The organism is Streptosporangium sp. NPDC048047 (assembly GCF_040653115.1).
Lineage (GTDB): Bacteria > Actinomycetota > Actinomycetes > Streptosporangiales > Streptosporangiaceae > Streptosporangium.
The window spans coordinates 119,292-140,344 of record NZ_JBEZNH010000003.1 but is presented as its reverse complement, the minus strand read 5'-3'; the positions used below and the strand labels follow the sequence as shown (position 1 = coordinate 140,344).

General features: G+C 73.6%; 21 protein-coding genes. 8 read left to right on the top strand and 13 right to left on the bottom strand.

Features of this window, described 5'->3' with window-relative positions:
• Nucleotides 1-40: 40 nt before the first annotated feature.
• Both AB0D67_RS04035 and AB0D67_RS04030 read right to left on the bottom strand, forming a co-directional pair.
• Nucleotides 41-925: an ABC transporter ATP-binding protein gene (locus AB0D67_RS04035; protein WP_362929645.1), complete on the bottom strand. Its 885-nt coding sequence runs from the start codon at nt 923-925 to the stop codon at nt 41-43.
• A gap of 70 nt (nt 926-995) precedes the next feature.
• The gene (locus AB0D67_RS04030) at nt 996-1,388 is read right to left on the bottom strand and encodes a GntR family transcriptional regulator (protein ID WP_362929643.1); all 393 of its coding nucleotides are present in this window, start codon (nt 1,386-1,388) and stop codon (nt 996-998) included.
• A gap of 221 nt (nt 1,389-1,609) precedes the next feature.
• On the opposite strand from AB0D67_RS04030, the gene AB0D67_RS04025 reads away from it, so the two are divergent.
• Nucleotides 1,610-3,844 carry a hypothetical protein gene (locus AB0D67_RS04025; protein ID WP_362929641.1) on the top strand — a complete coding sequence of 745 codons (2,235 nt, stop codon included), beginning with the start codon at nt 1,610-1,612 and terminating at the stop codon, nt 3,842-3,844.
• Between the two features lie 8 nt (nt 3,845-3,852).
• Here the strand turns inward: AB0D67_RS04025 and AB0D67_RS04020 are convergent, their stop codons facing one another.
• Nucleotides 3,853-4,449, bottom strand: coding sequence for a hypothetical protein (locus AB0D67_RS04020; protein WP_362929639.1), 597 nt, complete (start codon nt 4,447-4,449; stop codon nt 3,853-3,855).
• Nucleotides 4,450-4,653: 204 nt separating this feature from the next.
• Between AB0D67_RS04020 and AB0D67_RS04015 the strand changes: the two genes are divergently transcribed.
• Together AB0D67_RS04015 and AB0D67_RS04010 are read left to right on the top strand one after the other, a co-directional pair.
• Entirely contained in the window at nt 4,654-5,808 is a 1,155-nt protein-coding gene (locus AB0D67_RS04015; RefSeq protein WP_362929637.1) for a CoA transferase, read from the top strand.
• 33 nt (nt 5,809-5,841) lie between these two features.
• Nucleotides 5,842-7,338 (top strand): carboxyl transferase domain-containing protein, encoded by a 1,497-nt coding sequence (locus AB0D67_RS04010; RefSeq protein WP_362929635.1) that lies wholly within the window; start codon nt 5,842-5,844, stop codon nt 7,336-7,338.
• A gap of 171 nt (nt 7,339-7,509) precedes the next feature.
• Here the strand turns inward: AB0D67_RS04010 and AB0D67_RS04005 are convergent, their stop codons facing one another.
• The 7 genes from AB0D67_RS04005 to AB0D67_RS03975 all read right to left on the bottom strand — a co-directional run bounded on the left by AB0D67_RS04005 (nt 7,510) and on the right by AB0D67_RS03975 (nt 13,346).
• Nucleotides 7,510-8,730, bottom strand: coding sequence for a hypothetical protein (locus tag AB0D67_RS04005; RefSeq protein WP_362929633.1), 1,221 nt, complete (start codon nt 8,728-8,730; stop codon nt 7,510-7,512).
• Nucleotides 8,727-9,227 carry a SigE family RNA polymerase sigma factor gene (locus tag AB0D67_RS04000; RefSeq protein ID WP_362929631.1) on the bottom strand — a complete coding sequence of 167 codons (501 nt, stop codon included), beginning with the start codon at nt 9,225-9,227 and terminating at the stop codon, nt 8,727-8,729. The genes AB0D67_RS04005 and AB0D67_RS04000 overlap by 4 nt, the downstream gene beginning before the upstream one ends.
• Nucleotides 9,228-9,443: 216 nt before the next feature.
• Nucleotides 9,444-9,875 carry a hypothetical protein gene (locus AB0D67_RS03995; protein WP_362929629.1) on the bottom strand — a complete coding sequence of 144 codons (432 nt, stop codon included), beginning with the start codon at nt 9,873-9,875 and terminating at the stop codon, nt 9,444-9,446.
• Nucleotides 9,872-10,333 carry a hypothetical protein gene (locus tag AB0D67_RS03990; protein ID WP_362929627.1) on the bottom strand — a complete coding sequence of 154 codons (462 nt, stop codon included), beginning with the start codon at nt 10,331-10,333 and terminating at the stop codon, nt 9,872-9,874. Before AB0D67_RS03990 ends, AB0D67_RS03995 begins: the two co-directional genes overlap by 4 nt.
• Nucleotides 10,334-10,342: 9 nt before the next feature.
• Nucleotides 10,343-11,182, bottom strand: coding sequence for a carbon-nitrogen hydrolase family protein (locus AB0D67_RS03985; RefSeq protein ID WP_362929625.1), 840 nt, complete (start codon nt 11,180-11,182; stop codon nt 10,343-10,345).
• Between the two features lie 70 nt (nt 11,183-11,252).
• Nucleotides 11,253-12,257 carry a DUF418 domain-containing protein gene (locus tag AB0D67_RS03980; RefSeq protein ID WP_362929623.1) on the bottom strand — a complete coding sequence of 335 codons (1,005 nt, stop codon included), beginning with the start codon at nt 12,255-12,257 and terminating at the stop codon, nt 11,253-11,255.
• 69 nt (nt 12,258-12,326) lie between these two features.
• Nucleotides 12,327-13,346, bottom strand: coding sequence for a LacI family DNA-binding transcriptional regulator (locus tag AB0D67_RS03975; RefSeq protein ID WP_362929621.1), 1,020 nt, complete (start codon nt 13,344-13,346; stop codon nt 12,327-12,329).
• 381 nt (nt 13,347-13,727) lie between these two features.
• Between AB0D67_RS03975 and AB0D67_RS03970 the strand changes: the two genes are divergently transcribed.
• A complete protein-coding gene (locus AB0D67_RS03970; protein WP_362929619.1) occupies nt 13,728-15,104 on the top strand; it encodes a GH1 family beta-glucosidase in 1,377 nt (458 codons plus the stop codon).
• Nucleotides 15,105-15,176: 72 nt separating this feature from the next.
• Here the strand turns inward: AB0D67_RS03970 and AB0D67_RS03965 are convergent, their stop codons facing one another.
• Complete coding sequence (locus AB0D67_RS03965) at nt 15,177-15,698, bottom strand: AAA family ATPase (protein WP_362929617.1); 522 nt, start codon at nt 15,696-15,698, stop codon at nt 15,177-15,179.
• A 73-nt stretch (nt 15,699-15,771) separates the two neighbouring features.
• Here AB0D67_RS03965 and AB0D67_RS03960 point away from each other — a divergent pair, with 73 nt between their 5' ends.
• Complete coding sequence (locus AB0D67_RS03960; RefSeq protein WP_362929615.1) at nt 15,772-16,956, top strand: pyridoxal phosphate-dependent aminotransferase; 1,185 nt, start codon at nt 15,772-15,774, stop codon at nt 16,954-16,956.
• A 59-nt stretch (nt 16,957-17,015) separates the two neighbouring features.
• A complete protein-coding gene (locus AB0D67_RS03955) occupies nt 17,016-17,225 on the top strand; it encodes a hypothetical protein (RefSeq protein WP_362929613.1) in 210 nt (69 codons plus the stop codon).
• 10 nt (nt 17,226-17,235) lie between these two features.
• On the opposite strand, the gene AB0D67_RS03950 is transcribed toward AB0D67_RS03955, so the two are convergent.
• Entirely contained in the window at nt 17,236-18,180 is a 945-nt protein-coding gene (locus tag AB0D67_RS03950) for a LysR substrate-binding domain-containing protein (RefSeq protein WP_362929611.1), read from the bottom strand.
• Between the two features lie 97 nt (nt 18,181-18,277).
• On the opposite strand from AB0D67_RS03950, the gene AB0D67_RS03945 reads away from it, so the two are divergent.
• Nucleotides 18,278-18,832, top strand: a complete 555-nt coding sequence (locus AB0D67_RS03945) for a peroxiredoxin (protein WP_362929609.1) — start codon at nt 18,278-18,280, stop codon at nt 18,830-18,832.
• Complete coding sequence (locus tag AB0D67_RS03940; protein ID WP_362929607.1) at nt 18,832-19,368, top strand: carboxymuconolactone decarboxylase family protein; 537 nt, start codon at nt 18,832-18,834, stop codon at nt 19,366-19,368. The genes AB0D67_RS03945 and AB0D67_RS03940 overlap by 1 nt, the downstream gene beginning before the upstream one ends.
• 90 nt (nt 19,369-19,458) lie before the next feature.
• Here AB0D67_RS03940 and AB0D67_RS03935 read toward each other — a convergent pair whose 3' ends face one another.
• A complete protein-coding gene (locus tag AB0D67_RS03935) occupies nt 19,459-21,039 on the bottom strand; it encodes an MDR family MFS transporter (protein ID WP_362929605.1) in 1,581 nt (526 codons plus the stop codon).
• Nucleotides 21,040-21,053: the final 14 nt, after the last annotated feature.

Sequence of the window (21,053 nt, the reverse complement as noted above, 5' to 3'; positions counted from 1 at the left end):
CGCCGGGGAGACCCGGAGTGCGGAAGCCGGGGCGCGGAGGTCAGGGCGCGGGGGACAGGGCCGGACGGGGGAGCGCCGCGGCGTCGGGGGCGCGCAAGTAGGCCAGGACCATCTCCTCCAGCGTCACGGGGCGGGCGCTCCAGCGCGGGTCGGGGGGCGGCGCGGCGTCGCGGACGAGCAGGGTGGCCTGCCGTCCGGTGCCGCCCCGGGAGACCGTCGGCAGCCGGGCGGCGAGTGCGCCGGCGGTGTCGGACGGCCCGGTCAGCAGGCTGTGCCGGGCCATCAGGTCGTCGATGTCGCCGCTGACCTGGACCCGGCCCCCGTTGACCACGACCAGCCAGTCGCAGACGCCCTCCAGTTCGGAGACGACGTGCGAGGACAGCAGGACCGTCAGGCCGGTCTCGGCCACCGCGCCCATCAGGCCGCGCGTCACGTCGTCGCGGGCCAGCGGGTCCAGGTCGGCCAGCGGCTCGTCCAGCACCAGCAGGTCGGGGCGCTTGGCCAGCGCGACGGTCAGCGCCACCTGGGTCCGCTGGCCACCGGAGAGCCGGCCGACCCTGCGGTCGAGCGGGATGCCCAGCTCGGCCAGCCGCCGCCGGGCCGCCGCGTCGTCCCAGCGGCGGGGGTTGAGGCCGCGGCCGAACCGCAGCATCTCCGACACCCGGAACCCGGGGTAGAGCGGCTTGTTCTGGGCCACGAACGCCATCCGCTCCCCGCTCTCGCGGACCGGGCGGCCGAAGACCCGCACCTGCCCCGTGGTCGGGGTGAGCAGGCCCACGGTGAGCCGCAGGAGGGTGGTCTTGCCCGCGCCGTTCGGCCCGACCAGGGCGGCGACCCGGCCGGCCGGGACCGCCACCGAGCAGTCGCGCAGCGCCCAGGTGCGCCGGTGGCGCATGCCCAGGCCGGTGGTCTCCAGCGCGTTCATACGGCCTCCTCCCGGAAGAAGGCGGTCTCCCGCCGGTTCTCCTGACGAAGGGAGGCGCTCTCCGGCGCGTTCATGCGGTCTCCTGCCGGAAGGAGTCGGTCAGGACCGAGGCGATGAGCGCCTCCAGGTCCTCCAGCGTCAGACCGGCCCGGCGGCCGTCGCGCACCCAGCGGACCAGCTCGGTGCGCAGCCGGGCGCGGTCGTCCATGGAGGTCTGGCCCAGCGACCGCTGCACGAACGTGCCGAGGCCGGGCCGCCCGGCGACCAGGCCCTCCCGTTCCAGCTCGCGGTACGCCTTGAGCACGGTGTTGGGGTTGATCGCGAGCTGGGCCACGACCTCCTTGGCGGTGGGCAGCCGGTCGCCGGGCCGCAGGACGCCGAGGCGGAGGGCGTGCCGTACCTGCTGGACGAGCTGGAGGTAGGTCGCCACCCCCGACCCCCGGTCGAGGCGGAATTCGATCACGCCGCCACCTTTCACTAATGAATTAGGTAAATAGTGGAGACCTTCCCGGCGCGTGTCAAGCCACGCCTTCGCCCTTGCGGTCTCTTACAACGGGTTCGACACGCTTTGACGTCATCCTGTGATCTCCCATTGACGGGGAGATCGTCCTGGGTTCTGCTTCGGTTGGACATTTGTGATCGTCGCCGGGTCAGGGACGATCCGGGAGACGGGATGGGACGCGCATGCGCCTTCGATCGGTGGTGGCGAGCCTCGCGCTGGCCGCGGCGTCCTTGTCGATCACGGCCGTTCCCGCCCCCGCGGAGACCGGTCCCGTACCGGCGAAGGCCGCCGCCCGGTCCGTCTCGGAGTCCGTCTCGGAGTCGGCCTCGGAGACGGCAGCGAGGGCCCCGGCGAGGACCCTTCCGGAGATCACCGTGCGGACCCTCCCGGAGTCCGTCGCGAAGTCCCTCTCCGAGACCGCCGCGCGGTCTCTTTCGAAGGCCGTCGCGAAGTCCCTCTCGAAGACCGCCGCGCACGCCGAGCCCGTCCGGCCCGCGACGCCCGCCCCGGGCACCGCCGGATGCGATCCCGTCGCCGGCGTCGAATGCCTGCTGCCGTTCCCCAACGACTGGTTCACCACCCGGGCACGCACCCGTACCGGCCTGCGGATGAACCTCGCGGCCGAGGCCATGCCGCGCAACGCGGCGGGCGTCCCCGTCGATCCGGCGCAGTGGAACGCCGCCGACGGCTTCTCACCCGGGTCCATGCTGCTGGCCCACGTCCCCGGGATCGACCTGGGCAGGACCGGCGCCGCGCCGGTCACCGACATCGGGTGGTCGCTGCGCCGCGACGCCCCCGTCGTGATCGTGGACACCCGCACCGGGGAGCGCTGGCCGTACTGGGCGGAGCTGGACGCCAACGCCGCCGACCCCGCCCGGCGGGCGCTGATCGTGCGGCCGGCGCGCAACTTCCGGGAGGGGCACCGCTACGCCGTCGCCCTGCGCAGGCTGAAGGACGCCGACGGGCGCGACCTCCCGGCGCCGGAGACCTTCGCCCGGCTCCTCGGCGACGACCTGCCGGCGCGGGACCCGCTCGCCGCCCGGCAGCGGGCGCTGCGCCGTACGGTCGAGGATCTCGGGCGGGCCGGGGTGGACGCCGGGGACCTCTACCTGGCCTGGGACTTCACCGTCGCCAGCGAGCAGGGCATCGCCGGGCCGGTGCTCGCCATGCGCGACCGGACGCTGCGCTCGCTGCGCGGCCGCTCGCCGGAGTTCACGGTCGGCTCCGTCACCGACCTCACACCCGAGCAGGACCCGGGCATCGCCCGCGAGGTCACCGGCGAGATCTCCGTCCCCAACTACCTCGACAGGCCCGGCGGCCCGCCCGGGTCGAGCCTCAACCGGGGCCCCGACGGGCTGCCCCGCCCGCTCGGCGACACGCTGAAGGCGCAGTACCAGTGTGAGATCCCGCGCTCGGCGTTCCGGCGGCCCGCCCGAGCCGCCCTGTACGGCCACGGGCTGCTGGGCCGGGCCACCGAGGTGCGCGCGGCCAACGTGCGGGCGATGGCCGCCGAGCACGGCTTCGTCTTCTGCGCGACCAAGTGGATCGGCATGGCGGAGGAGGACGTCCAGCACGTGGCGGGCGTGTTCGCAGACCTCTCCCGGTTCGGCACGGTCACCGACCGCCTCCAGCAGAGCCTGCTGGACTTCGTCCTCCTCGGCCGGGCGATGACCGCCGGGGACGGCTTCGCGGGCCACGACGCCTTCCAGGACGGGCACGGCAGGGCGCTGATCGACCGGCGGGCCGGTCTCGCCTACGACGGCAACAGCCAGGGGGCCATCGCGGGCGGCGCGCTGGTCGCCGTCTCGCCCGACGTGCGCAACGCCGTGCTGGGCGTGCCGGGGATGAACTACAGCACGCTGCTCAACCGCAGCGTCGACTTCCAGCCGTTCCAGCGGCTCATGGACGCCTCCTACCCCGACAAGCTCACCCAGCAGGTCTGCTTCGCGCTGATGCAGATGCTGTGGGACCGGGCCGAGACGAACGGCTACGCCCAGCACCTGACCGACGACCCGCTGCCCGGTTCGCCCCGCCACCGCGTGCTGCTGCACGCCGCCTTCGGCGACCACCAGGTCTCCACGGTGACCGCCGAGGTGGAGGCCCGCACGATCGGGGCCCGGATCCACCGGCCCGCCCTCACCGGGGACCGCAGCCCGGACGTGGTGCCGTTCTGGGGGCTGCGGGCGCTGCCCCGCGAGCCGTACGAGGGGTCGGCGCTGGTGGTCTGGGACAGTGGCACGCCCGTCCCGCCGACGGTCAACGTCCCCCCGCTCGGCCCGCAGTACGGTCACGACCCGCACGAGGACCCGCGCAACGACGTCCGCGCGCGGGTGCAGAAGGCCCACTTCCTGCGGGACGGCCTGGTGGTCGACGTCTGCGGCGACGCCCCCTGCACGACCGCGCCGGCCCAGGACTGAGCCGAAGGTCAGCCGGGGGAGTCCTCGCCGGCCGGGTCCAGCAGGACGAACTCACCCGGTACGGCGGCGCCGTCGATGAGGAGGTCGGCCCGCTCGCGGGTGCCGTCGGCGGTGAACCACTCCTGCTCGGACCGCGTCCACTGCTTCCACTGCGGCGCGAACCCGGCGCCGTCCCGGGTGAGGGCGCGCGCCAGCCGCAGGTCGCCGGGCGCCTCCACCCAGACGGTGAGGGCGGCCGGGGTGGTGCGCCGGGCCGTGCTCACCCCCTCCAGGAGCAGCACCGGCGCGACCGGCACCGCCACCCAGTCGGCGTAGGCCTCCCGGACCCAGTCGTAGCGGCGGTACCCGCCCGGCTCGCCGGCGGCCAGGGGGGTGAGCACCCCCTCCTCCACGTGCCGGAACCACGCAACCGGCGGTTCGTTCCACGGCACCGGGAAGTCGTCGCTGTGGACCACCTGGGCGTTCAGGGTCCGTGCCAGCCGTCCGGCGAAGGTCGTCTTGCCGGACCCTCCGGGCCCGTCCACCGCGACGACGCGGACCGGGCCGCACGACGGCGGCAGTTCCAGAACCGTCCGGGCGAGATTCTCGAAGGAGATGACATCCACCTTTCCATTAGAAACCACCGGAAAGCTGGGGAAAAACCTGCGGATCCCCAGAGAGGCCGCGGTTTCTGACAACATTTTTCACTTCTGTCATGGTTTAGTGGGAAGCCGCGGCGATCCGGGGTACGGAGCGGCCCCGCCGATGGCGGAGAATGATTTCCCCGCCTCGGTTCGACTAGGCTCGACCACCACCGACGGAGGTTGATCTTGCACGGAGCCCTCGGCGACATCGTCGTCCTCGACCTGTCGCGTGCGCTCGCGGGGCCGCACGCCGCGCAGATGCTCGGCGACCTGGGCGCCCAGGTGATCAAGGTCGAGCACCCCGGCGGCGGCGACGAGTCACGGGGCTGGGGCCCGCCGTTCGTCGGCCCGGACGCCGATGTCTCCACCTACTTCCTCGCCGCCAACCGCAACAAACGCTCGGTCACCGCCGACCTCAAGACACCCGAGGGCAGAGCCCTCGTCGAACGCCTGGTACGGCGGAGCGACGTGCTGGTCGAGAACTTCCGCACCGGGGTCCTGGACCGCCTGGGCTTCCCCGTGACGCGGCTGCACGAGCTCAACCCCCGCCTGGTCATCCTGTCGATCACCGGGTTCGGCCACGACGGCCCCGAGGGCGGCCGCCCCGGATACGACCAGATCGCCCAGGGCGAGGCCGGGCTGATGAGCGTCACCGGCCCGCCCGGCGAGCCGTACCGGGTCGGCTCTCCCATCGCCGACCTGCTGGCCGGCATCCACGGCGCCTACGGCGTGGCCGCCGCCCTCTACGAGCGGGAGCGGACCGGGCGCGGCAAGGTCGTGCGCACCTCCCTGCTGGCCTCGGTGACCGCCGTGCACGCCTACCACGGCACCGCCTGGACCGTCGCGGGCGAGGTCCCCGCGGGCGTCGGCAACCACCACCCCTCCATCGCCCCCTACGGCGCGTTCCGCTGCGCCGACGGCATGATCCAGATCGCCGCGGGCAACGACGCGCAGTGGCGGAAGGCGGCCGCGCTGCTGGGCCTCGACCCCGCCGCCCCCCGGTACGCGACGAACCGCGACAGGTGCGAGCACCGCGACGAGCTCGTCGCCGACATCGAACGGGCACTGGCCGCGCACGACCGCGCCCACTGGCTGGCCGCACTCGACGCGGCCGGCGTGTCCGCCGGGGCGATCAGGTCCATCGACGAGGTCTACGCCTGGGAGCAGACCCGCTCGCAGGGCCTCCTCGTCGAGGTGGACCACCCCGTGCTCGGCGCCATCGAACTGCCCGGCCCGCCGTTGCGCTTCGACGGCGAGCCGCCCGCCCGGCACACCGCCCCGCCGACACTGGGCCAGCACAACGACGAGGTCCTCGCGTGGCTGGAGGACCGTGAAGGCTGACGCCCTCCTCCCGGCCCGGACCGGGGGAATCCGATGAGCCCGAACCGTCCCGACGTCCGCACCATGATCGGCATCGTCCTCGACCCGGGGACGTGGCGCTCCTGGGACGCCCCGCCCGCCGAACCGGCCGAGCACGGGTCCGACTACGCCGAGGAGCTGGCCGCGGCCCGCGCCCGGAGCGGATACGACGAGTCGGTCGTCACCGGCGAGGGACTGCTGGACGGCCGCCGGGTCGCGGTCGTCGCCTGCGAGTTCTCCTTCCTCGCCGGGTCGATCGGGGTGGCCGCGGCCGAGCGGCTCACCGCCGCCGTCGAGCGGGCCACCGCCGAGCGGCTCCCGCTGCTGGCCGCGCCCGCCTCCGGCGGCACCCGCATGCAGGAGGGCGCGCTGGCCTTCACCCAGATGGTGAAGATCACCGCCGCGGTCGCCGCGCACCGCGCCGCGGGCCTGCCGTACATCGTCTACCTGCGCCACCCCACCACCGGCGGGGTCTTCGCCTCCTGGGGATCGCTCGGGCACGTCACCGCGGCGGAGCCGGGCGCGCTCATCGGCTTCCTGGGGCCCCGGGTGTTCGAGTCGCTGCACGGCTACCCGTTCCCCGAGGGCGTCCAGGTCGCCGAGAACCTCTTCGCCCACGGCCTGATCGACGCGGTCGTCTCCGCGGAGGACGTCCGGAAGGTCGCCATCGGCGTGCTGGCGGTGCTGTGCGCGCCGCGCGAGGTGCGGGTCAAGGAACCCGAGGCGGACGAGCGCGTCCAGCCGGTCGAGGCGTGGGATTCGGTCATCCGCTCCCGCCGCGACGACCGCCCCGGGGTGCGGGCCCTGCTGCGCCACGGCGCCTCCGACGTCACCCCGCTCAACGGCACCGGCGAGGGGGAGAACGACCCCGGCCTGCTCATCGCCCTGGCCCGCTTCGGCGAGGCACCCGCCGTCGTGCTCGGCCAGGACCGCGAGCGGGGGCGGTCGGGGGCCCAGCTCGGCCCGGCCGGGCTGCGGGTCGCCCGCCGCGGCATGCGCCTGGCCTCGGAGCTGGGCCTGCCACTGGTCACCGTGGTCGACACCTCCGGGGCGGCGCTGTCGAAGGCCGCCGAGGAGGGCGGCCTCGCCGCCGAGATCGCCCGGTCGCTGGCCGACCTGGTGACGCTCGACGCCCCGACCGTCTGCCTTCTGCTCGGCGAAGGGGCCGGGGGCGCCGCCCTCTCGCTGCTCCCGGCCGACCGGGTGCTGTGCGCCCAGCACGCCTGGCTGTCCCCGCTGCCCCCCGAGGGCGCCTCGGCGCTGCTGTACCGCAGCGTGGACTTCGCCCCCGAGATCGCCGCCGCCCAGGGCGTGAAGTCCACCGACCTGCGGCGCGACGGCATCGTGGACCGGGTCATCCCCGAGCTCCCCGACGCCGCCTACGAGCCGGAGGCGTTCTGCCGCCGCCTGTCCGCCGCCCTCGAACACGAGATCGCCGGCCTGCTGGCCGCCCCGCCCGCCGACCGCCTCACCGCCCGCCTGGCCCGCTACCGGCGGCTCGGCACGCACTGAGCCCGCCGCCGGTACGGCACGAGTGCGCCGGTACGGCGTGAGCACCCCGACACGCCTTGAGCCCGCCGGTAGGCGCCTCGGGCCCGCCGACACGCCGTGAGCCCGCCGGTCGCCGGTACGGCCGCGCCCCCGCGGCCGGCCGTACCGGACCGGTGCGGCTCACCCCTGCGGTCACGAGGTGGGCGTGGCCCCGAGGGTGGACCGGGGCCCGCGCGTCCTCCGTTCCTCACTCGAGGGCACGCGGTGCCGCCAGATCTCCGCGCCGCCGGCGTCGAACCCGACGTACACCGCGCCGTCCCGCGGCGGGTCGGCGTCCGGGGGCAGCTCGCCGCCGAACAGGCGGATCCCCTGCCCCGGGAACCCCTCCACCGTGCGGACGGAGGCCCGCCCGCCGCCGGCCGTCCGCACCTCGACGCGGACGGTCTCCGCGCTCGTGTAGCCGTACCAGAGCCCGGCCACGGCCGTCCCCGGGCCGGCCCAGACCGCGAGGGGCTCCTTCCCCCGTCTCAGCCGGGCGCCCAGCGTCGCGGCGGGGTCGCCGCCCACCACCCCGGCCTGCTGCCCGTCCCACCAGAACACCAGGCAGTTCTCCCGGTCGAGGTGGGCGGTCAGCCGCCCGGTCAGGGGGACACCGGCCCCCTCGGGGGCCGTGGCCTTGAAGCAGGCCGGCGCGACGACGTCGTCCAGCCGCTGGAGCCTTCTCCCCTTCTCGTCGGTGAAGTCGTAGCTGACCTGCGGCGGACTCGTACGGGCGGAGCCGGAGAACCGGACGACCCAGACGGGCAGCGGCATGCCCCGCCCGTGGAGCACGAGACCGGGGAAGGCACGGCCGCCGAGGGTCGCGCTGACCGAGCCGACCGCCGCCTTCGCCGGGCCGAAAGTGACGATCTCGGAGGGCAGGGGAAGCGTTCCGTTCGTGTCACCGATCCGGCCGGCCTCCTCGGCGTCCATCGGCTCGGCGAGGACGCAACGGGCCGCGATGTCCCCGGCGGCCGTGGTCGGCCGCGCGCTGCAGAACCGCAGCGGGCCGCCCTTGCCGGAGCGGCTGTACCAGACCCGGATGGGCGTGCCGGGGAACTCCGGGTGCGGGATCGTGAGCACCTGGCCGGTCGGCGGGTCCTCCCGCAGCGCCCTGCCCAGCGGTGACCCGGGGCCGGCGGCGGAGGCCACGCTCGTGCCCTCCGGGTCTCCCGCGGACGGGCCCGCGACGGACCAGGTCACGGCCGCTACCGCCGCCACCGCCGTGGCCGCGGCGGGGAGCAGCACGGCCCGGCGGCGCAGCCGGATCCGCTCGCCGCGGGCCAGGACCTTCGCATAGGCGTCCGGGGACGTGTCATGGGTTCCGGCGCGGGCGTCGAGTGCGGCGCGCAGCCGCTCCTCCAGATCGTTCATGATTCCTCCCCGAGAGCCCTGCCGAGGGCGGCCAGGCCCCGGCTGGTGTGCGTCTTGACGGAACCGGGGGAGACGCCCATGGCGTCGGCGATCTCCCGTTCCGAGAGGTCCAGCCAGTAGCGCAGGACGACGGCCTCGCGCTGGCGGCGGGGGAGCCGGTCGACGGCGGCGAGGAGCTCCCGGTGCCGTTCGGCGACCAGGGCGAGGTGCTCCCCGCTGTGCGCGTCCGGCGGCGGCTCGGGGCGGCGCAGCCGGGCCAGCCGCAGGTGACGCAGCCGGTTACGGGTCAGGTTGCAGACGGTGGACCGGACATAGGCGACGGCCGCGCCGTCGTCGCGCAGCCGGGCCCGCCGCGCGTGGAGGCGGGCGAACGCCTCCTGGGCGATGTCCTCGGGGTCGTCGGCGCCGAGCAGCCCGGCCAGGCGCACCATCGACGGATGGTGCGCCGCGAACAACTCGGCGAACGAGGGCGGCGTCCCGGACGAGACGCCTGGCATGTCGGAAACGTCGATCATGGTAGCGAGACACCCGGAGGGCCCGCCGGTTGACAGGGCCCCACCGGAAAAGACCACCGGGGCCGGGTCACGCCGGAGTCCAGGGCTGGGGAGCCGGGACCTGCCGGGAGAAGCCGCCGGGACCGGGTCACTCGGCGGGGCCGAGGTGTCAGGACCGGCCGGGAGAAGCCGCCGGGGCCGGACGGAGCCGGCCCCGGGTCACTCCTCGGCGGCGGGGAGGGTGAGGGGGATGGGGACGCGCTCCACGCGGACGGAGAAGACCTCCTCGCGCGGCACGACGACCTCGTAGGCGCCGTGGTCGACCATCCAGTAGCCCAGCGCCTCGGCTTTGAGGCCGCTGTGGCCGGTGTAGGCGATGTGCAGGCTCTCCTCGCCGTTCTCCTCGGAGACGTCGAGGACGAGGCACGGCTCGCCGCCGAACGAGCCCACCGTGCGGACCAGCGTCAGCCGGTCGAGGTCCTCGCGCTCCACCACGGCCCGCCAGTACCCGGAGGCGGGCTCGAAGCCCTCCAGGGCCTCCTCGTCGAACAGGGTGACCTCCGAGGCGCCCGGGCCGAGGGCCGCGACGTGGGTCCGCCCGCCATAGTGGGCGACGAAACCCGACGCCACCGGCTCGATCTCGTCGCTCATGCCGCCGGCCGCCAGGTCAGGCCGTCGTAGACGCCGAACGGGCGCTCGCCGCCGGAGGTCACGTGGACGATCTCCGCTCCGGCCGGGATCGGCGCGGGCATGGTGTGGAACTGCGGTATGCCGTGTTCGCGCGAGGTCGTGAAGCCGTTCCCGGTGAACGGCGGTGCATCGTTCCAGTCACCGCCCATATGCGGGCCGTACGGCACGACGTAGTCGTCGATGTCGCGGGCGAACCAGCGCATGAGGTAGATCTCCGGGGTCGTGGCGGTCAGCTCCGAGCCCTCGAATCCCAGGTCGAGACCCGTGAAGAGCTGGGCGGGGGTGGTCAGGCGGGCGCAGTCCTGCACCCGGTAGACGTATCCCGAGATGACGGTCCGCCTGCCTGACAGGTAGGGCACGAGCAGCCGAGGCGGGATGACCTTCTGCATCTGCGTTCTGCGCCCAGGTGGATCACTCACGGTCGCATTTTACGATCCGCCGGCTCCGAGCCGCCGGTGTTCCAGGCACGGCAGGGCATTCCGGGTGTCAATCGTGATCTGAGGGTCGAGTACGGACGTCAGCACCCCAGGGGCCGGCCCCAGGTCGGCGCGGACGACGCCCATCGGGTCGACCAGCATGCTGCGGCCGACGCCGAAGCCGTCACGGGAGGCGGGGTTGGGGGCCTGGCCCACGGCCGCCACCCAGACCGTGTTCTCGATCGCCCTGGCCCGGACCAGGGTCGCCCAGTGATCCTCCTTCATCGGGCCGGACCCCCATGCCGCGATCACCGCCAGCACCTCGGCCCCCCGGTCCACCAGGGCGCGGCCCAGTTCGGGGAAGCGGACGTCGTAGCAGGTGACGAGGCCGACCCGCAGGCCGGCCAGCTCCACCACGACCGGCGCGTCACCCGGCGCGACCAGCTCGGACTCGCGGGCTCCGAAGGAGTCGAACAGGTGGATCTTCCGGTAGGCGGCCGCGATCTCACCGGACGGGCCGAGCGCCACCGCGGTGTTGTGCACCAGGCGGGTCCCCGGCCCCGCCGGCCCGCCCGCTCCGTCCGGCGCGCCCGGCTCGCCCGGTTCGAACACGCCCGCGATCACGGCCATGCGGTGCGCGCGGGCCGCCTCGGCGAGCCCGGTGACGAAGGGGCCGTCCAGCGGCTCGGCCAGGTCGGTGATCCGCTTGCCGTACCGGGTGAGCGTCGCCTCGGGGAAGACCGCCAGCCCGGCGCCGTCGGCGGCGGCCCGCTCCATCGCCTCGCGCGCGCGGCGCAGGTTGACGGCGGGCTCCTCATCGACGGGGATCTGGCACAGGGCGATGCGCGTCACCGTTTGCCTCCTGCTGGGATGGGGCCCCGCCCGCCGGGACCCGCCACGGCGGAGATTCGTCCGGCGGATCCTAGGCGGAAGGAGCCGTTGATGTCTGCGACACTACCCGGCGGTTCGGCACCCGCTCCAGCCACGTCAGGCACCGCCACAGCCATTCGGCGGGGCCGTAGCGGAAGCGCCGCAGCCACAGGCGGCTGAGGACGATCTGCGCCGCCAGCACGACCGCCGACAGCGCGAGCACACCGGACCTGGTCGGATCGGCCGTCAGCAGCGGCAGCGCCGCGAGGATCGCCGCGGTGCTGAGCAGGTAGTTCGTCAGCGCCATCCGGCCGAGCGGCGCCAGGGCCGCCAGCAGCGCGCGGCGGGCCCGGGTCCGCAGGAGCAGCAGCAGGCCGGTGCAGTAGGCCGCCGCCGCGGCCAGCCCGGCCGCCGGGTAGACGGCCCGGTGGAACAGGGCCGGGTCGGCGGCGGTGCGGACCCACCAGGCGGTGAGCGTCACCGCCAGGACCGCCGAGACGGCGAAGGCGGGCGGCAGCAGCCGCTCCGGCGGGGCGTAGCGCATCAGCGCCGCGCCCAGCAGGAACAGCCCCGGCACCAGGATCAGCCCGCCGCCCTCCTGCACCGCCCAGGCGGTGGCCGCCGCGCCCAGCGCCGCCACCGCCGCCCGGGGGAGGTAGGAGGCGGGCAGCAGGACGGCCGCGCCGAAGATCGCGTACGGCAGCAGCACCTCACCGGGGTTGACCAGCTGGTGGAGCGCGCCGAAGCAGGCCAGCACCGCCAGCCTGCGCAGCAGCACCGCCCGCGGATGCCGCGCCCGCCCGGCGGCCGACCGCAGGAACAACACGAAGCTCAGCCCGAACAGGAACGAGAAGATCGGATAGAACCTGCCCTGCAGCAGGTTCTCCACGCCCCAGTCGACCGCGTCGCGGCCGGCGGACGGCAGGCGCGCGCGGGTGTGCTGCCAGGCGTTGACCACCATGATCCCGCACACCGCGAAGCCGCGCAGGACGTCCAGCTCGTGCAGCCTGCGCGCCGCGGCGGCCGGGGGCGTCCCGGCGGGTCGGGTCTCGCTCATGCGATCCAGACAACCAGACCGGCCCGCCGTACGGGGAGGCCGCCCAGGGGAACGTCCCGCGCGGGGAGGTCACCCGGCGCGGGGCGGCCCGCTCGTCTCGCGGACGACCAGCCGGGCCGGCAGCACCGTGGGCGGCGGCGCGGGGGCGGCCGGGTCGTCGATCATGGAGATGAGCGCGGCGGCGACCGCCTCGCCGAACCCCGCCTTGTCCTGGGCGACGGTCGTCAGGGCGGGCCGGACCAGCGAGGCCAGCTCGATGTCGTCGAAGCCCGCCACCGCGACGTCGCCGGGGACGTCCAGCCCCGCCTCCGCGGCGGCCCGGACGGCGCCGACCGCCATCTCGTCCCCGGCGGCGAAGACGGCGTCGGGACGCTCGTCCAGCGCCAGCAGCCGCCGCATCGCCGCGTGCCCGCCGTCGAGGTAGAAGTCGCCCTCCACGACGTACTCGTCGCGGACCGGCAGGCCGAGGGCGGCGAGCGCGGCACGGTAACCGGCCAGCCGCTCGGCCCCCGGGTGCGTGCGGCCGGGCCCGGTGATCGTGGCGATCCGCCGCCGGCCCCGCTCGTGCAGGTGCCGTACGGCGGCGGCGGCGCCCCCCGCGTTGTCGGAGGTGACGTACGTCGCCCGGCGGCCGGTGACCGGGCGGTCCAGCGAGACGCAGGGCACGCCGGCCCCGGCCAGCCGGTTGAGGGTGGGGTCGGCGGTGCCGTCGTCGATGAACACCACGCCGTCGAGGCTGTGCCGCCGTACGGCCCGCAGGTGGCCGTCGGCGTCCTCGCTGGAGGCGAGCATCAGCAGGTGCCGTCCCCGCTCGTTCAGCGCGGTCTTCAGGCCGACGAGGATCTCCTGGAGGAAGGGGTGGCGCCATCCGGGGCCGCGGTGGCCGGTGTCCCACGCGAGGCCGATCATGTCCGACCGCTTGGTGGCGAGGGTCCGCGCCGGCGCGCTCGGTGTGTAGCCCAGGAGCGCGGCGGCGCGCAGGACGGTCTCGCGCGTCTCGCGGGTCACCGCGTCGGGGTTGTTGAAGACGCGGGAGACGGTCGCCACCGACACGCCGCACTGGCGGGCCAGGTCTCGGATCGTTGCCACCCCCGCACGCTACCCCATCTCTGTAACCGGTTACATGTAACCGGTTACAGAGAAACTACAGGCCCGGGATGGAGAGACGACTCCGCTGATCACGACGGGTTCGGGAGATCGGTCAGGAATGGTGAAAAGGGTTGACAAACGGGGCGTTCCAAATGTGAAATTCAATAAGTCGCTCGTTTTCCGGCGGGCAGGCGCGTTCTCCGGGTTCTCCGGAACGCCCCGCCCGCCGGGACGGCCGGTCGCGTCCTCTCCAGGGGGCGGTGACTCCGTCGCAGGGCGAGCCGGGGTGGGCCGGGGGAGCCGGGGGCGGTCAGGGCCGCCGGCTCCCCCTCCTCTCCTTCCCCGACCTTTCCGCGACCGGGTCTTCCAGGGGGTTCCTCGATGACGGCGACCGAAGAGCGCGCCCCGGTGGCCGGGGGCTTCCCGGCCGGGTTCGTCTGGGGCGTGGCCACCTCGGCCTACCAGATCGAGGGGGCCGTCGACGCCGACGGCCGGGGCCCGTCGATCTGGGACGTCTTCTGCCGGGTCCCCGGCGCGACGGCGGCGGGGGAGTCGGGTGACCCCGCCTGCGACCACTACCGCCGCTGGCCCGAGGACGTGGAGCTCCTCGCCGGCCTCGGCGTCGGCGCCTACCGGCTGTCGGTGGCCTGGCCGAGGATCCTCCCCGAGGGAGGCGGCCGTCCCGAACGGCGGGGCCTCGACTTCTACCGCCGCCTCGTCGACGCGCTCCGCGAACGCGGCATCACGCCGTTCGTCACCCTCTACCACTGGGACCTGCCCCAGGCGCTGGAGGAGCGGGGCGGCTGGCGGGCCCGCGACACCGCCGAGCGGTTCGCCGACTACGCCGCCGTCGTGCACGAGGCGCTGGAGGGCGTGCCGTACTGGACCACGCTGAACGAGCCCTACTGCTCCGCCGTCACCGGATACGCCGAGGGCCGCCACGCGCCCGGCGCCCGCGAGGGGCACGGGGCCCTGGCGGCGGCGCACCACCTGCTGCTCGGGCACGGCCTGGCGGCCGCCCGGCTGAGGGAGCGGGCCCGCCCGGGAGAGCGGATCGGCATCACGCTCAACATGTCGCCCGCCGTGCCGGCGAGCCCGTCGGCCGAGGACGCGGCCGCCGCGCGCCGGATGGACCTGATGGTCAACCGGCAGTTCACCGAACCGCTGCTCGGCGGCGTCTACCCCGGGGACATGGCCGAGGTCTACGGGGAGATCAGCGACTTCTCCTTCCGCCGCGACGGCGACCTCGCGGTGATCTCGGCGCCGCTGGACTTCCTCGGGGTCAACTACTACTACCCGATCCACGCCGCCGCCGCGCCGTACGACCAGCCCGACCCGGCGCTGCGCCCCGCCTTCGACATCGGCGTCCGCACGGTCACACCGGACGGGCCGCCGGTCACCGGGCTGGGCTGGCGGATCGAGCCGGACGGCCTGCGCGACACCCTCACCGGCCTCGCCGCCCGCTTCCCCCGCCTGCCGCCGGTCTTCGTCACCGAGAACGGCTACGGCGACGACGGCGACCTCGACGACACCGGCCGCGTCGCCTACCTCGCCGCGCACCTGGACGCCACCCGCGCCGCCCTCGACGAGGGGGTGGACGTGCGGGGGTACTTCTGCTGGTCGCTGCTGGACAACTTCGAGTGGGCCCGGGGGTACGCCGCCCGGTTCGGCCTGGTGCACGTCGACTACGCCACCCAGGCCCGCACGCCCAAGGCCAGCTACCGCTGGTACCGCGACGTCATCGCCGGCCGCGCCTGAGCCTCCCCGTCCCGGACGGGGTCCTCCCCCGGGTACGGCCGGCACCGGTCACCGGTCACCGGCTGGCACTGGTCACCGGTACCCCGCCGCGGAGGCGACCAGGCGGGCGACCCGCTCCGGCGCGATCCCGGTCGTGTCGACGACCTCCGCCGCCCGCCGCAGCCAGGGCAGGGCGGCGCGGTAGCGGGGGAGGTGGTCCAGGCGCCACCGCAGGGCACCGGTCTCCACGAGGTCGGTCTCGATCCGGTGGGTGAGGGTGTCCTCGTCGGTGTGGAGCAGGAAGTGGCGGACGGGGACGCCCGCCTTCCCCAGGCCGTCGCGGATCTCCGCCCAATACCCCTCGACCAGGACCGTCTGCGGGGCGACGAGCACCCCGCCGACGTGGTCGAGCAGCCGGACGGCGGTCTCCACGACCAGGTCGCGCCAGGCGGGCCACTGCTGGAAGTCCGGCACCTCGGGCAGGACCTTGAGGTACCGGAGCATGAAGCCGACCACCTCGGGGTCGAAGACCCGCGCGTCCGGGACGATCTTGACGAGCTCTCCGGCGGTGGTCGTCTTGCCCGCGCCGAAAGTGCCGTTCAGCCAAATGATCATGTGGTGACCGTACCGGGACCCGGGGACCGGTTCGTACTCGATCGGCGGATCCGGTGCCGGTTACCCTGGGCGGATGAACGATCCCCTGGTGGCGCGGATGCGCGGGTTCGGCACGACGATCTTCGCGGAGATGTCGGCGCTGGCCGTACGGACCGGTTCGATCAACCTCGGGCAGGGCTTCCCCGACACCGACGGCCCGGCGGCGATGCTGGAGCGGGCGGCGTCGGCGATCCGGGAGGGGCACAACCAGTACCCGCCAGGTCCGGGCGTCCCCGAGCTGCGCCAGGCCGTCTCCGAGCACCGCAAGGAGCACTACGGCCTCGCCTACGACCCCGACGGGGAGATCCTGGTGACCGTGGGGGCCACCGAGGCGGTCGCCGCGTCGGTCCTGGCGCTGTGCGAGCCCGGCGACGAGGTGATCGCCTTCGAGCCCTGCTACGACTCCTACGCCGCCGCGATCTCCCTGGCCGGGGCCGTGCTGCGGCCGGTCACGCTGCGCCCTGACGGCGGGCGCTTCACCTTCGACCCGGCCGAGCTGCGCGCCGCCGTGGGCCCCCGCACCCGGGTGATCCTGGTCAACTCCCCGCACAACCCGACCGGCACGGTCCTCACCCGCGCGGAGCTTTCGGAGATCGCCGACCTGTGCCGGGAGCGCGACCTGGTCGCCGTCACCGACGAGGTCTACGAGCACCTCACCTTCGACGGCGTCGAGCACGTCCCCCTCGCCACGCTCCCGGGCATGCGCGAGCGCACCGTGACGATCTCTTCGGCGGGCAAGACCTTCTCGGTGACCGGCTGGAAGACCGGCTGGCTGTGCGCGCCGCCGGAGCTGGTCCGGGCCGTGCAGACCGTGAAGCAGTTCCTCACCTTCACCGCCGCCGCCCCCTGGCAGCTCGCCGTGGCCCACGGCCTGCGCCACGAGATGGAGTGGGTCGCCGCGCTGCGCGACGGGCTGCAGGCCAAGCGCGACCGGCTGGCCGCCGGGCTCGCCGCGGCCGGGTTCGACGTCTACCGCCCGGCCGGGACCTACTTCGTCCAGGCCGACATCCGCCCGCTCGGCTTCTCCGACGGCCTGGCCCTCACCCGCGAGCTGCCGTCGCTGGCGGGCGTGGTGGCCGTCCCCACCCAGGTCTTCTACACCCGCCAGGAACGGGGCGCCCACTTCGTCCGCTTCGCCTTCTGCAAGAAGGACGAGGTCATCGACGAGGCCGTCCACCGCCTCACCCGCCTCGGCAAAACCGATGGTCACCATCAGTGATGATTAATATCCTCTCCGTTGAAGATCCTTGATGTGGGGATCCGCCGCAGGAGATGATCATGGTCGTGGAACTGCCCGCCGAGCTCACCGAACGGCTGTGCCGACACGCCGAGAGGAAGGGGTGGAGCGTCCAGCGGGTGGTGTCGGCCGCCATCGACGAGTATCTGAGTCGAGCCGCCGAAGAGGAGGCCGATGACGAAAGGGTCGATCAGATCGCGGCGGAGGGATACCGTCGATGGAAAACTCTTCTCGATCGCCTCGCCGAGTGAGCCGGGGTGGTCAGGGGGCGATGCGGATGGGCAGGCGGCGGGCGCGGAGGGCCGTGCGGACGGCGGCGGCGATCCGGGTGTACTCGGCGGTGCGGGCGGAGCTGGCGCGGTAGGCCAGGCCGATGGTGCGGCCCGGAGCCGGGTCGCGGAAGCGGCGCAGCGCGAGCCGTGAGCGCCTGCCCGTCTCCACCTGGACCGCCGACTCCGGCAGCAGGGTCACCCCGAGCCCGCCCGTCACGAGCTGCACCAGCGTCGGCAGGCTGGTCGCGTACGTCGTGGCGGTGGCGCGGGCGCCGACCTCGCGGCAGACGTCGATGGCCTGCTCGCGCAGGCAGTGGCCCTGGTTGAGCAGCACGATGTCCAGCCCCTTGAGCGTCTCGCGGTCCACCGGCCCCGACCCCCCGGCCAGGGGGTGGTCCGCGGGCACGGCGAGCAGGAAGTCCTCCTCGTAGAGGGGCTCCTCGACCAGTCCCGCGGCGTCGGCCGGCAACGCGAGCAGCACCATGTCGAGACGGCCCTCACGCAGCTCCTCCAGGATGGTCTCGGTCCTGGCCTCGTGCACGGTCAGCTTGAGCCGGGGGAACTCCCGGGCGAACATCGGCAGCAGCACGGGCAGCACGTACGGCGCGACCGTGGGGATCACCCCGAGGTGCGCCGGGCCGCGGAACGGCTCCCGGGTCTGCGCCGCCTCCGCCATCAGGCCCTCCACCGCCGCCATGACCCGCGCGGCGTGCTCGGCCACCCGCTCGCCGGCCGGGGTCAGCAGCACCTTCCTGGTGGTGCGCTCCAGCAGCCGGGCCTGCAAAGTCTCCTCCAGCGCCGAGACGGCCCCCGACAAAGCGGGCTGGCTCATCCGGAGCGACGCGGCGGCCTCCCGGAAGTGCAGATGGTCGGCCACGGCGAGGAAGGCGCGCAGCTGGGCGAGGGTGGGGGCGGGATCACTGATAGGAAACATCTCTCGGATTGGTCCGTCTGTTCGATTTCACGGATCAATGCTAGGTGCGGCAGGGTAGGGCCCCGACAACGAAGTCGACTTCAAAGGAGATCCGGACTTGCTCACCATCGGTGACCACTTCCCTGAGTTCGAACTGACCGCGTGCGTCTCCCTGGACGCCGACAACGCGTTCGCCGATATCAACCACAAGTCCTACGAGGGCAAGTGGAAGGTCTACTTCGCGTGGCCGAAGGACTTCACCTTCGTCTGCCCGACCGAGATCGCCGAGTTCGGCCGGCTGGAGGGCGAGTTCGCCGACCGCGACGCCCAGGTCCTGGGCTTCTCCGTGGACTCGGAGTTCGTCCACCACGCCTGGCGCAAGGACCACCCGGACCTGCGTGACCTGCCCTTCCCGATGATGTCCGACATCAAGCGGGAGCTGTCCGAGGCCCTGGGCATCCTGGGCGAGGACGGCGTCGCCCAGCGCGCCACCTTCATCGTGGACCCGAACAACGAGATCCAGTTCGTCATGGTGACCGCGGGTTCGGTCGGCCGCAACGTCAAGGAGGTCCTGCGGGTCCTCGACGCGCTGCAGTCGGACGAGCTGTGCCCCTGCAACTGGAACAAGGGCGAGTCGGGCCTCGACGCCAAGAAGCTGATGGCCGGCGCCTGATGCCGATCGACAACCTGAAGGACGCCCTGCCGGCCTACGCCAAGGACGTCAAGCTCAACCTCGGGTCGCTGGTCACGACCTCCTCGCTGACCGAGCAGCAGCTCTGGGGGACGCTGCTCGCCTGCGCGGCGGCCACCAGATCCCAGCGGGTGATCGCCGAGATCGCCTCCGAGGCGGCCGGCACCCTGTCGGCCGAGGCGTTCACCGCGGCCAAGGGCGCCGCCGCGATCATGGCGATGAACAACGTCTACTACCGGTCGACGCACCTGATCGGTGACGAGACGTACGCCACCATGCCGGCCAGGCTGCGGATGACGATCATCGGCAACCCCGGCGTGGAGAAGATCGACTTCGAGCTGTGGTCGCTCGCGGTCTCCGCCATCGGCGGCTGCGGCCGGTGCCTGGAGTCGCACGAGCAGGTGCTGCGTCAGTCCGGCATGCCCCGCGAGCAGATCCAGGAGGCGATCCGGATCGCCGCGGTGGTCAACGCCGTCGCCGCGACGCTGGAGACCGAGGCGGTCCTGGCCGCCGTCTGAGGTCCTCCTCCCGCACGCGGGAAGGGCGGGCGTCCTCTTTCGAGGGACGCCCGCCCTTTCGCGTCTCACGGGACGCGGGTCAGACGGGGGTCACTCGACCGTGACCGGGGGAGCCGAGGGGTCGGCGGTGTCGGGGCGGGGGCCCCGGGCCGAGCGCAGCGGCACCTCCTTCAGCAGCAGGGCGGTCACCACGGCGACCAGGGCGATCGGCACGCCGACCAGGAAGACCATCTGCATGGCCCGGGTGAAGGCCTCCAGGATGACCTCCAGCACGGGGGCGGGCAGCTTGCGGATGTCGGCGGGAGCGCCGAGGTTGGGCGCGCCGCCGCCGGTGAGGCGCAGGTGCGCCTCACGCGCCAGCGAGACGATCTCGGCGCTGAGCCGGTTGGTCAGGATGGCGCCGAAGGCCGCCACGCCGACCGCGCCGCCGAGGGAACGGAAGAACGTCACGCCCGAGGTGGTGGAGGCCATGTCGCGGCGGGGGACGGAGTTCTGCGCGGCCAGGATCAGGATCTGCATCGTCGCGCCCAGGCCGATGCCGAGCACCGCCACGTCGACGCCGACGACCACCAGCGAGCTGTCCACGTGCAGGCGGGAGAGCATGAACAGGCCGGCCGCGACCAGCAGCATGCCGAGGATCGGGAAGATCTTCCACCTGCCGGTCCGGGTGACGACCCGGCCGGTCGAGATCGAGGCGGTCAGCAGGCCGAGCACCATGGGCAGGGTCATCAGGCCCGAGCCGGTGGGGCTCATGCCCTTGACGATCTGCAGGTACTGCGGCAGGAACATCAGCGCGCCGAACATGGCGGCGCCGACCAGCAGGGAGGTGACGCTGGTGAGCACGAAGGTGCGGTTGCGGAACAGGTGCGGCGGCAGGATGGGGTCGGCGGCCCGGCGCTCGGCGAAGACGGCGACCACGAACATGACCAGGCTGAGCCCGCCCAGGGCGTAGGTCCAGCCGGAGTTCCAGGCGAACTCCTTGCCGCCGAGGGACAGCAGCAGCATCAGGGCGGTGGTGCCGCCGGTGATGAAGGTGGCGCCCCACCAGTCGACCTTGGTGTCGCGGCGGACGAACGGCAGCTTGAGCACCTTCTGGATGACGACGAACGCCACCACGGCCAGCGGCACGCAGATCCAGAACGTCCAGCGCCAGGACATGTTGTCGACGATGAAGCCGCCGAGCAGCGGCCCGGCCACGGTGGAGACGCCGAAGACGGCGCCGATGTACCCGGAGTAGCGGCCCCGCTCGCGGGGCTCCACCACGTCGCCGAGGATGATCTGCGGCAGCGCGGCCAGGCCGCCGGCGCCGATACCCTGTACGGCACGGGCCGCGATGAGCTGTCCCATGTCCTGGGAGAAGCCCGCGGCCACCGAGGAGAACAGGAAGACCAGCAGGGCCGCCTGGAACATGAACTTGCGCCCGTACAGGTCGGACAGCTTGCCCCACAGCGGGGTGGACGCCGTCATGGTCAGCAGGGTCGCACTGGCGACCCAGGAGAGCTGCTCCTGACCGCCGAGCTTGCCGACGATGGTCGGCAGCGCGGTTCCCACCACGGAGGTCGAGATCATCGACGTCAGCATGGCGAGCATCAGCCCGGCCAGAATTTCCAGCACCTGTTTGTGTGTGAAGTGCGGTGCGGTCTCGGCCTGGACCTGTTGTCCGGTCAGCATGAAGCGGCCCCCAA

Bases quoted from the DNA above. Each gene is read 5' to 3' on its own strand.
- AB0D67_RS04035 (WP_362929645.1), bottom strand. From the start codon at position 925: ATGAACGCGCTGGAGACCACCGGCCTGGGCATGCGCCACCGGCGCACC.
- AB0D67_RS04025 (WP_362929641.1), top strand. From the start codon at position 1,610: ATGCGCCTTCGATCGGTGGTGGCGAGCCTCGCGCTGGCCGCGGCGTCC.
- AB0D67_RS04010 (WP_362929635.1), top strand. From the start codon at position 5,842: ATGAGCCCGAACCGTCCCGACGTCCGCACCATGATCGGCATCGTCCTC.
- AB0D67_RS04005 (WP_362929633.1), bottom strand. From the start codon at position 8,730: ATGAACGATCTGGAGGAGCGGCTGCGCGCCGCACTCGACGCCCGCGCC.
- AB0D67_RS04000 (WP_362929631.1), bottom strand. From the start codon at position 9,227: ATGCCAGGCGTCTCGTCCGGGACGCCGCCCTCGTTCGCCGAGTTGTTC.
- AB0D67_RS03995 (WP_362929629.1), bottom strand. From the start codon at position 9,875: ATGAGCGACGAGATCGAGCCGGTGGCGTCGGGTTTCGTCGCCCACTAT.
- AB0D67_RS03980 (WP_362929623.1), bottom strand. From the start codon at position 12,257: ATGAGCGAGACCCGACCCGCCGGGACGCCCCCGGCCGCCGCGGCGCGC.
- AB0D67_RS03970 (WP_362929619.1), top strand. From the start codon at position 13,728: ATGACGGCGACCGAAGAGCGCGCCCCGGTGGCCGGGGGCTTCCCGGCC.
- AB0D67_RS03965 (WP_362929617.1), bottom strand. From the start codon at position 15,698: ATGATCATTTGGCTGAACGGCACTTTCGGCGCGGGCAAGACGACCACC.
- AB0D67_RS03960 (WP_362929615.1), top strand. From the start codon at position 15,772: ATGAACGATCCCCTGGTGGCGCGGATGCGCGGGTTCGGCACGACGATC.
- AB0D67_RS03955 (WP_362929613.1), top strand. From the start codon at position 17,016: ATGGTCGTGGAACTGCCCGCCGAGCTCACCGAACGGCTGTGCCGACAC.
- AB0D67_RS03950 (WP_362929611.1), bottom strand. From the start codon at position 18,180: ATGTTTCCTATCAGTGATCCCGCCCCCACCCTCGCCCAGCTGCGCGCC.
- AB0D67_RS03940 (WP_362929607.1), top strand. From the start codon at position 18,832: ATGCCGATCGACAACCTGAAGGACGCCCTGCCGGCCTACGCCAAGGAC.
- AB0D67_RS03935 (WP_362929605.1), bottom strand. From the start codon at position 21,039: ATGCTGACCGGACAACAGGTCCAGGCCGAGACCGCACCGCACTTCACA.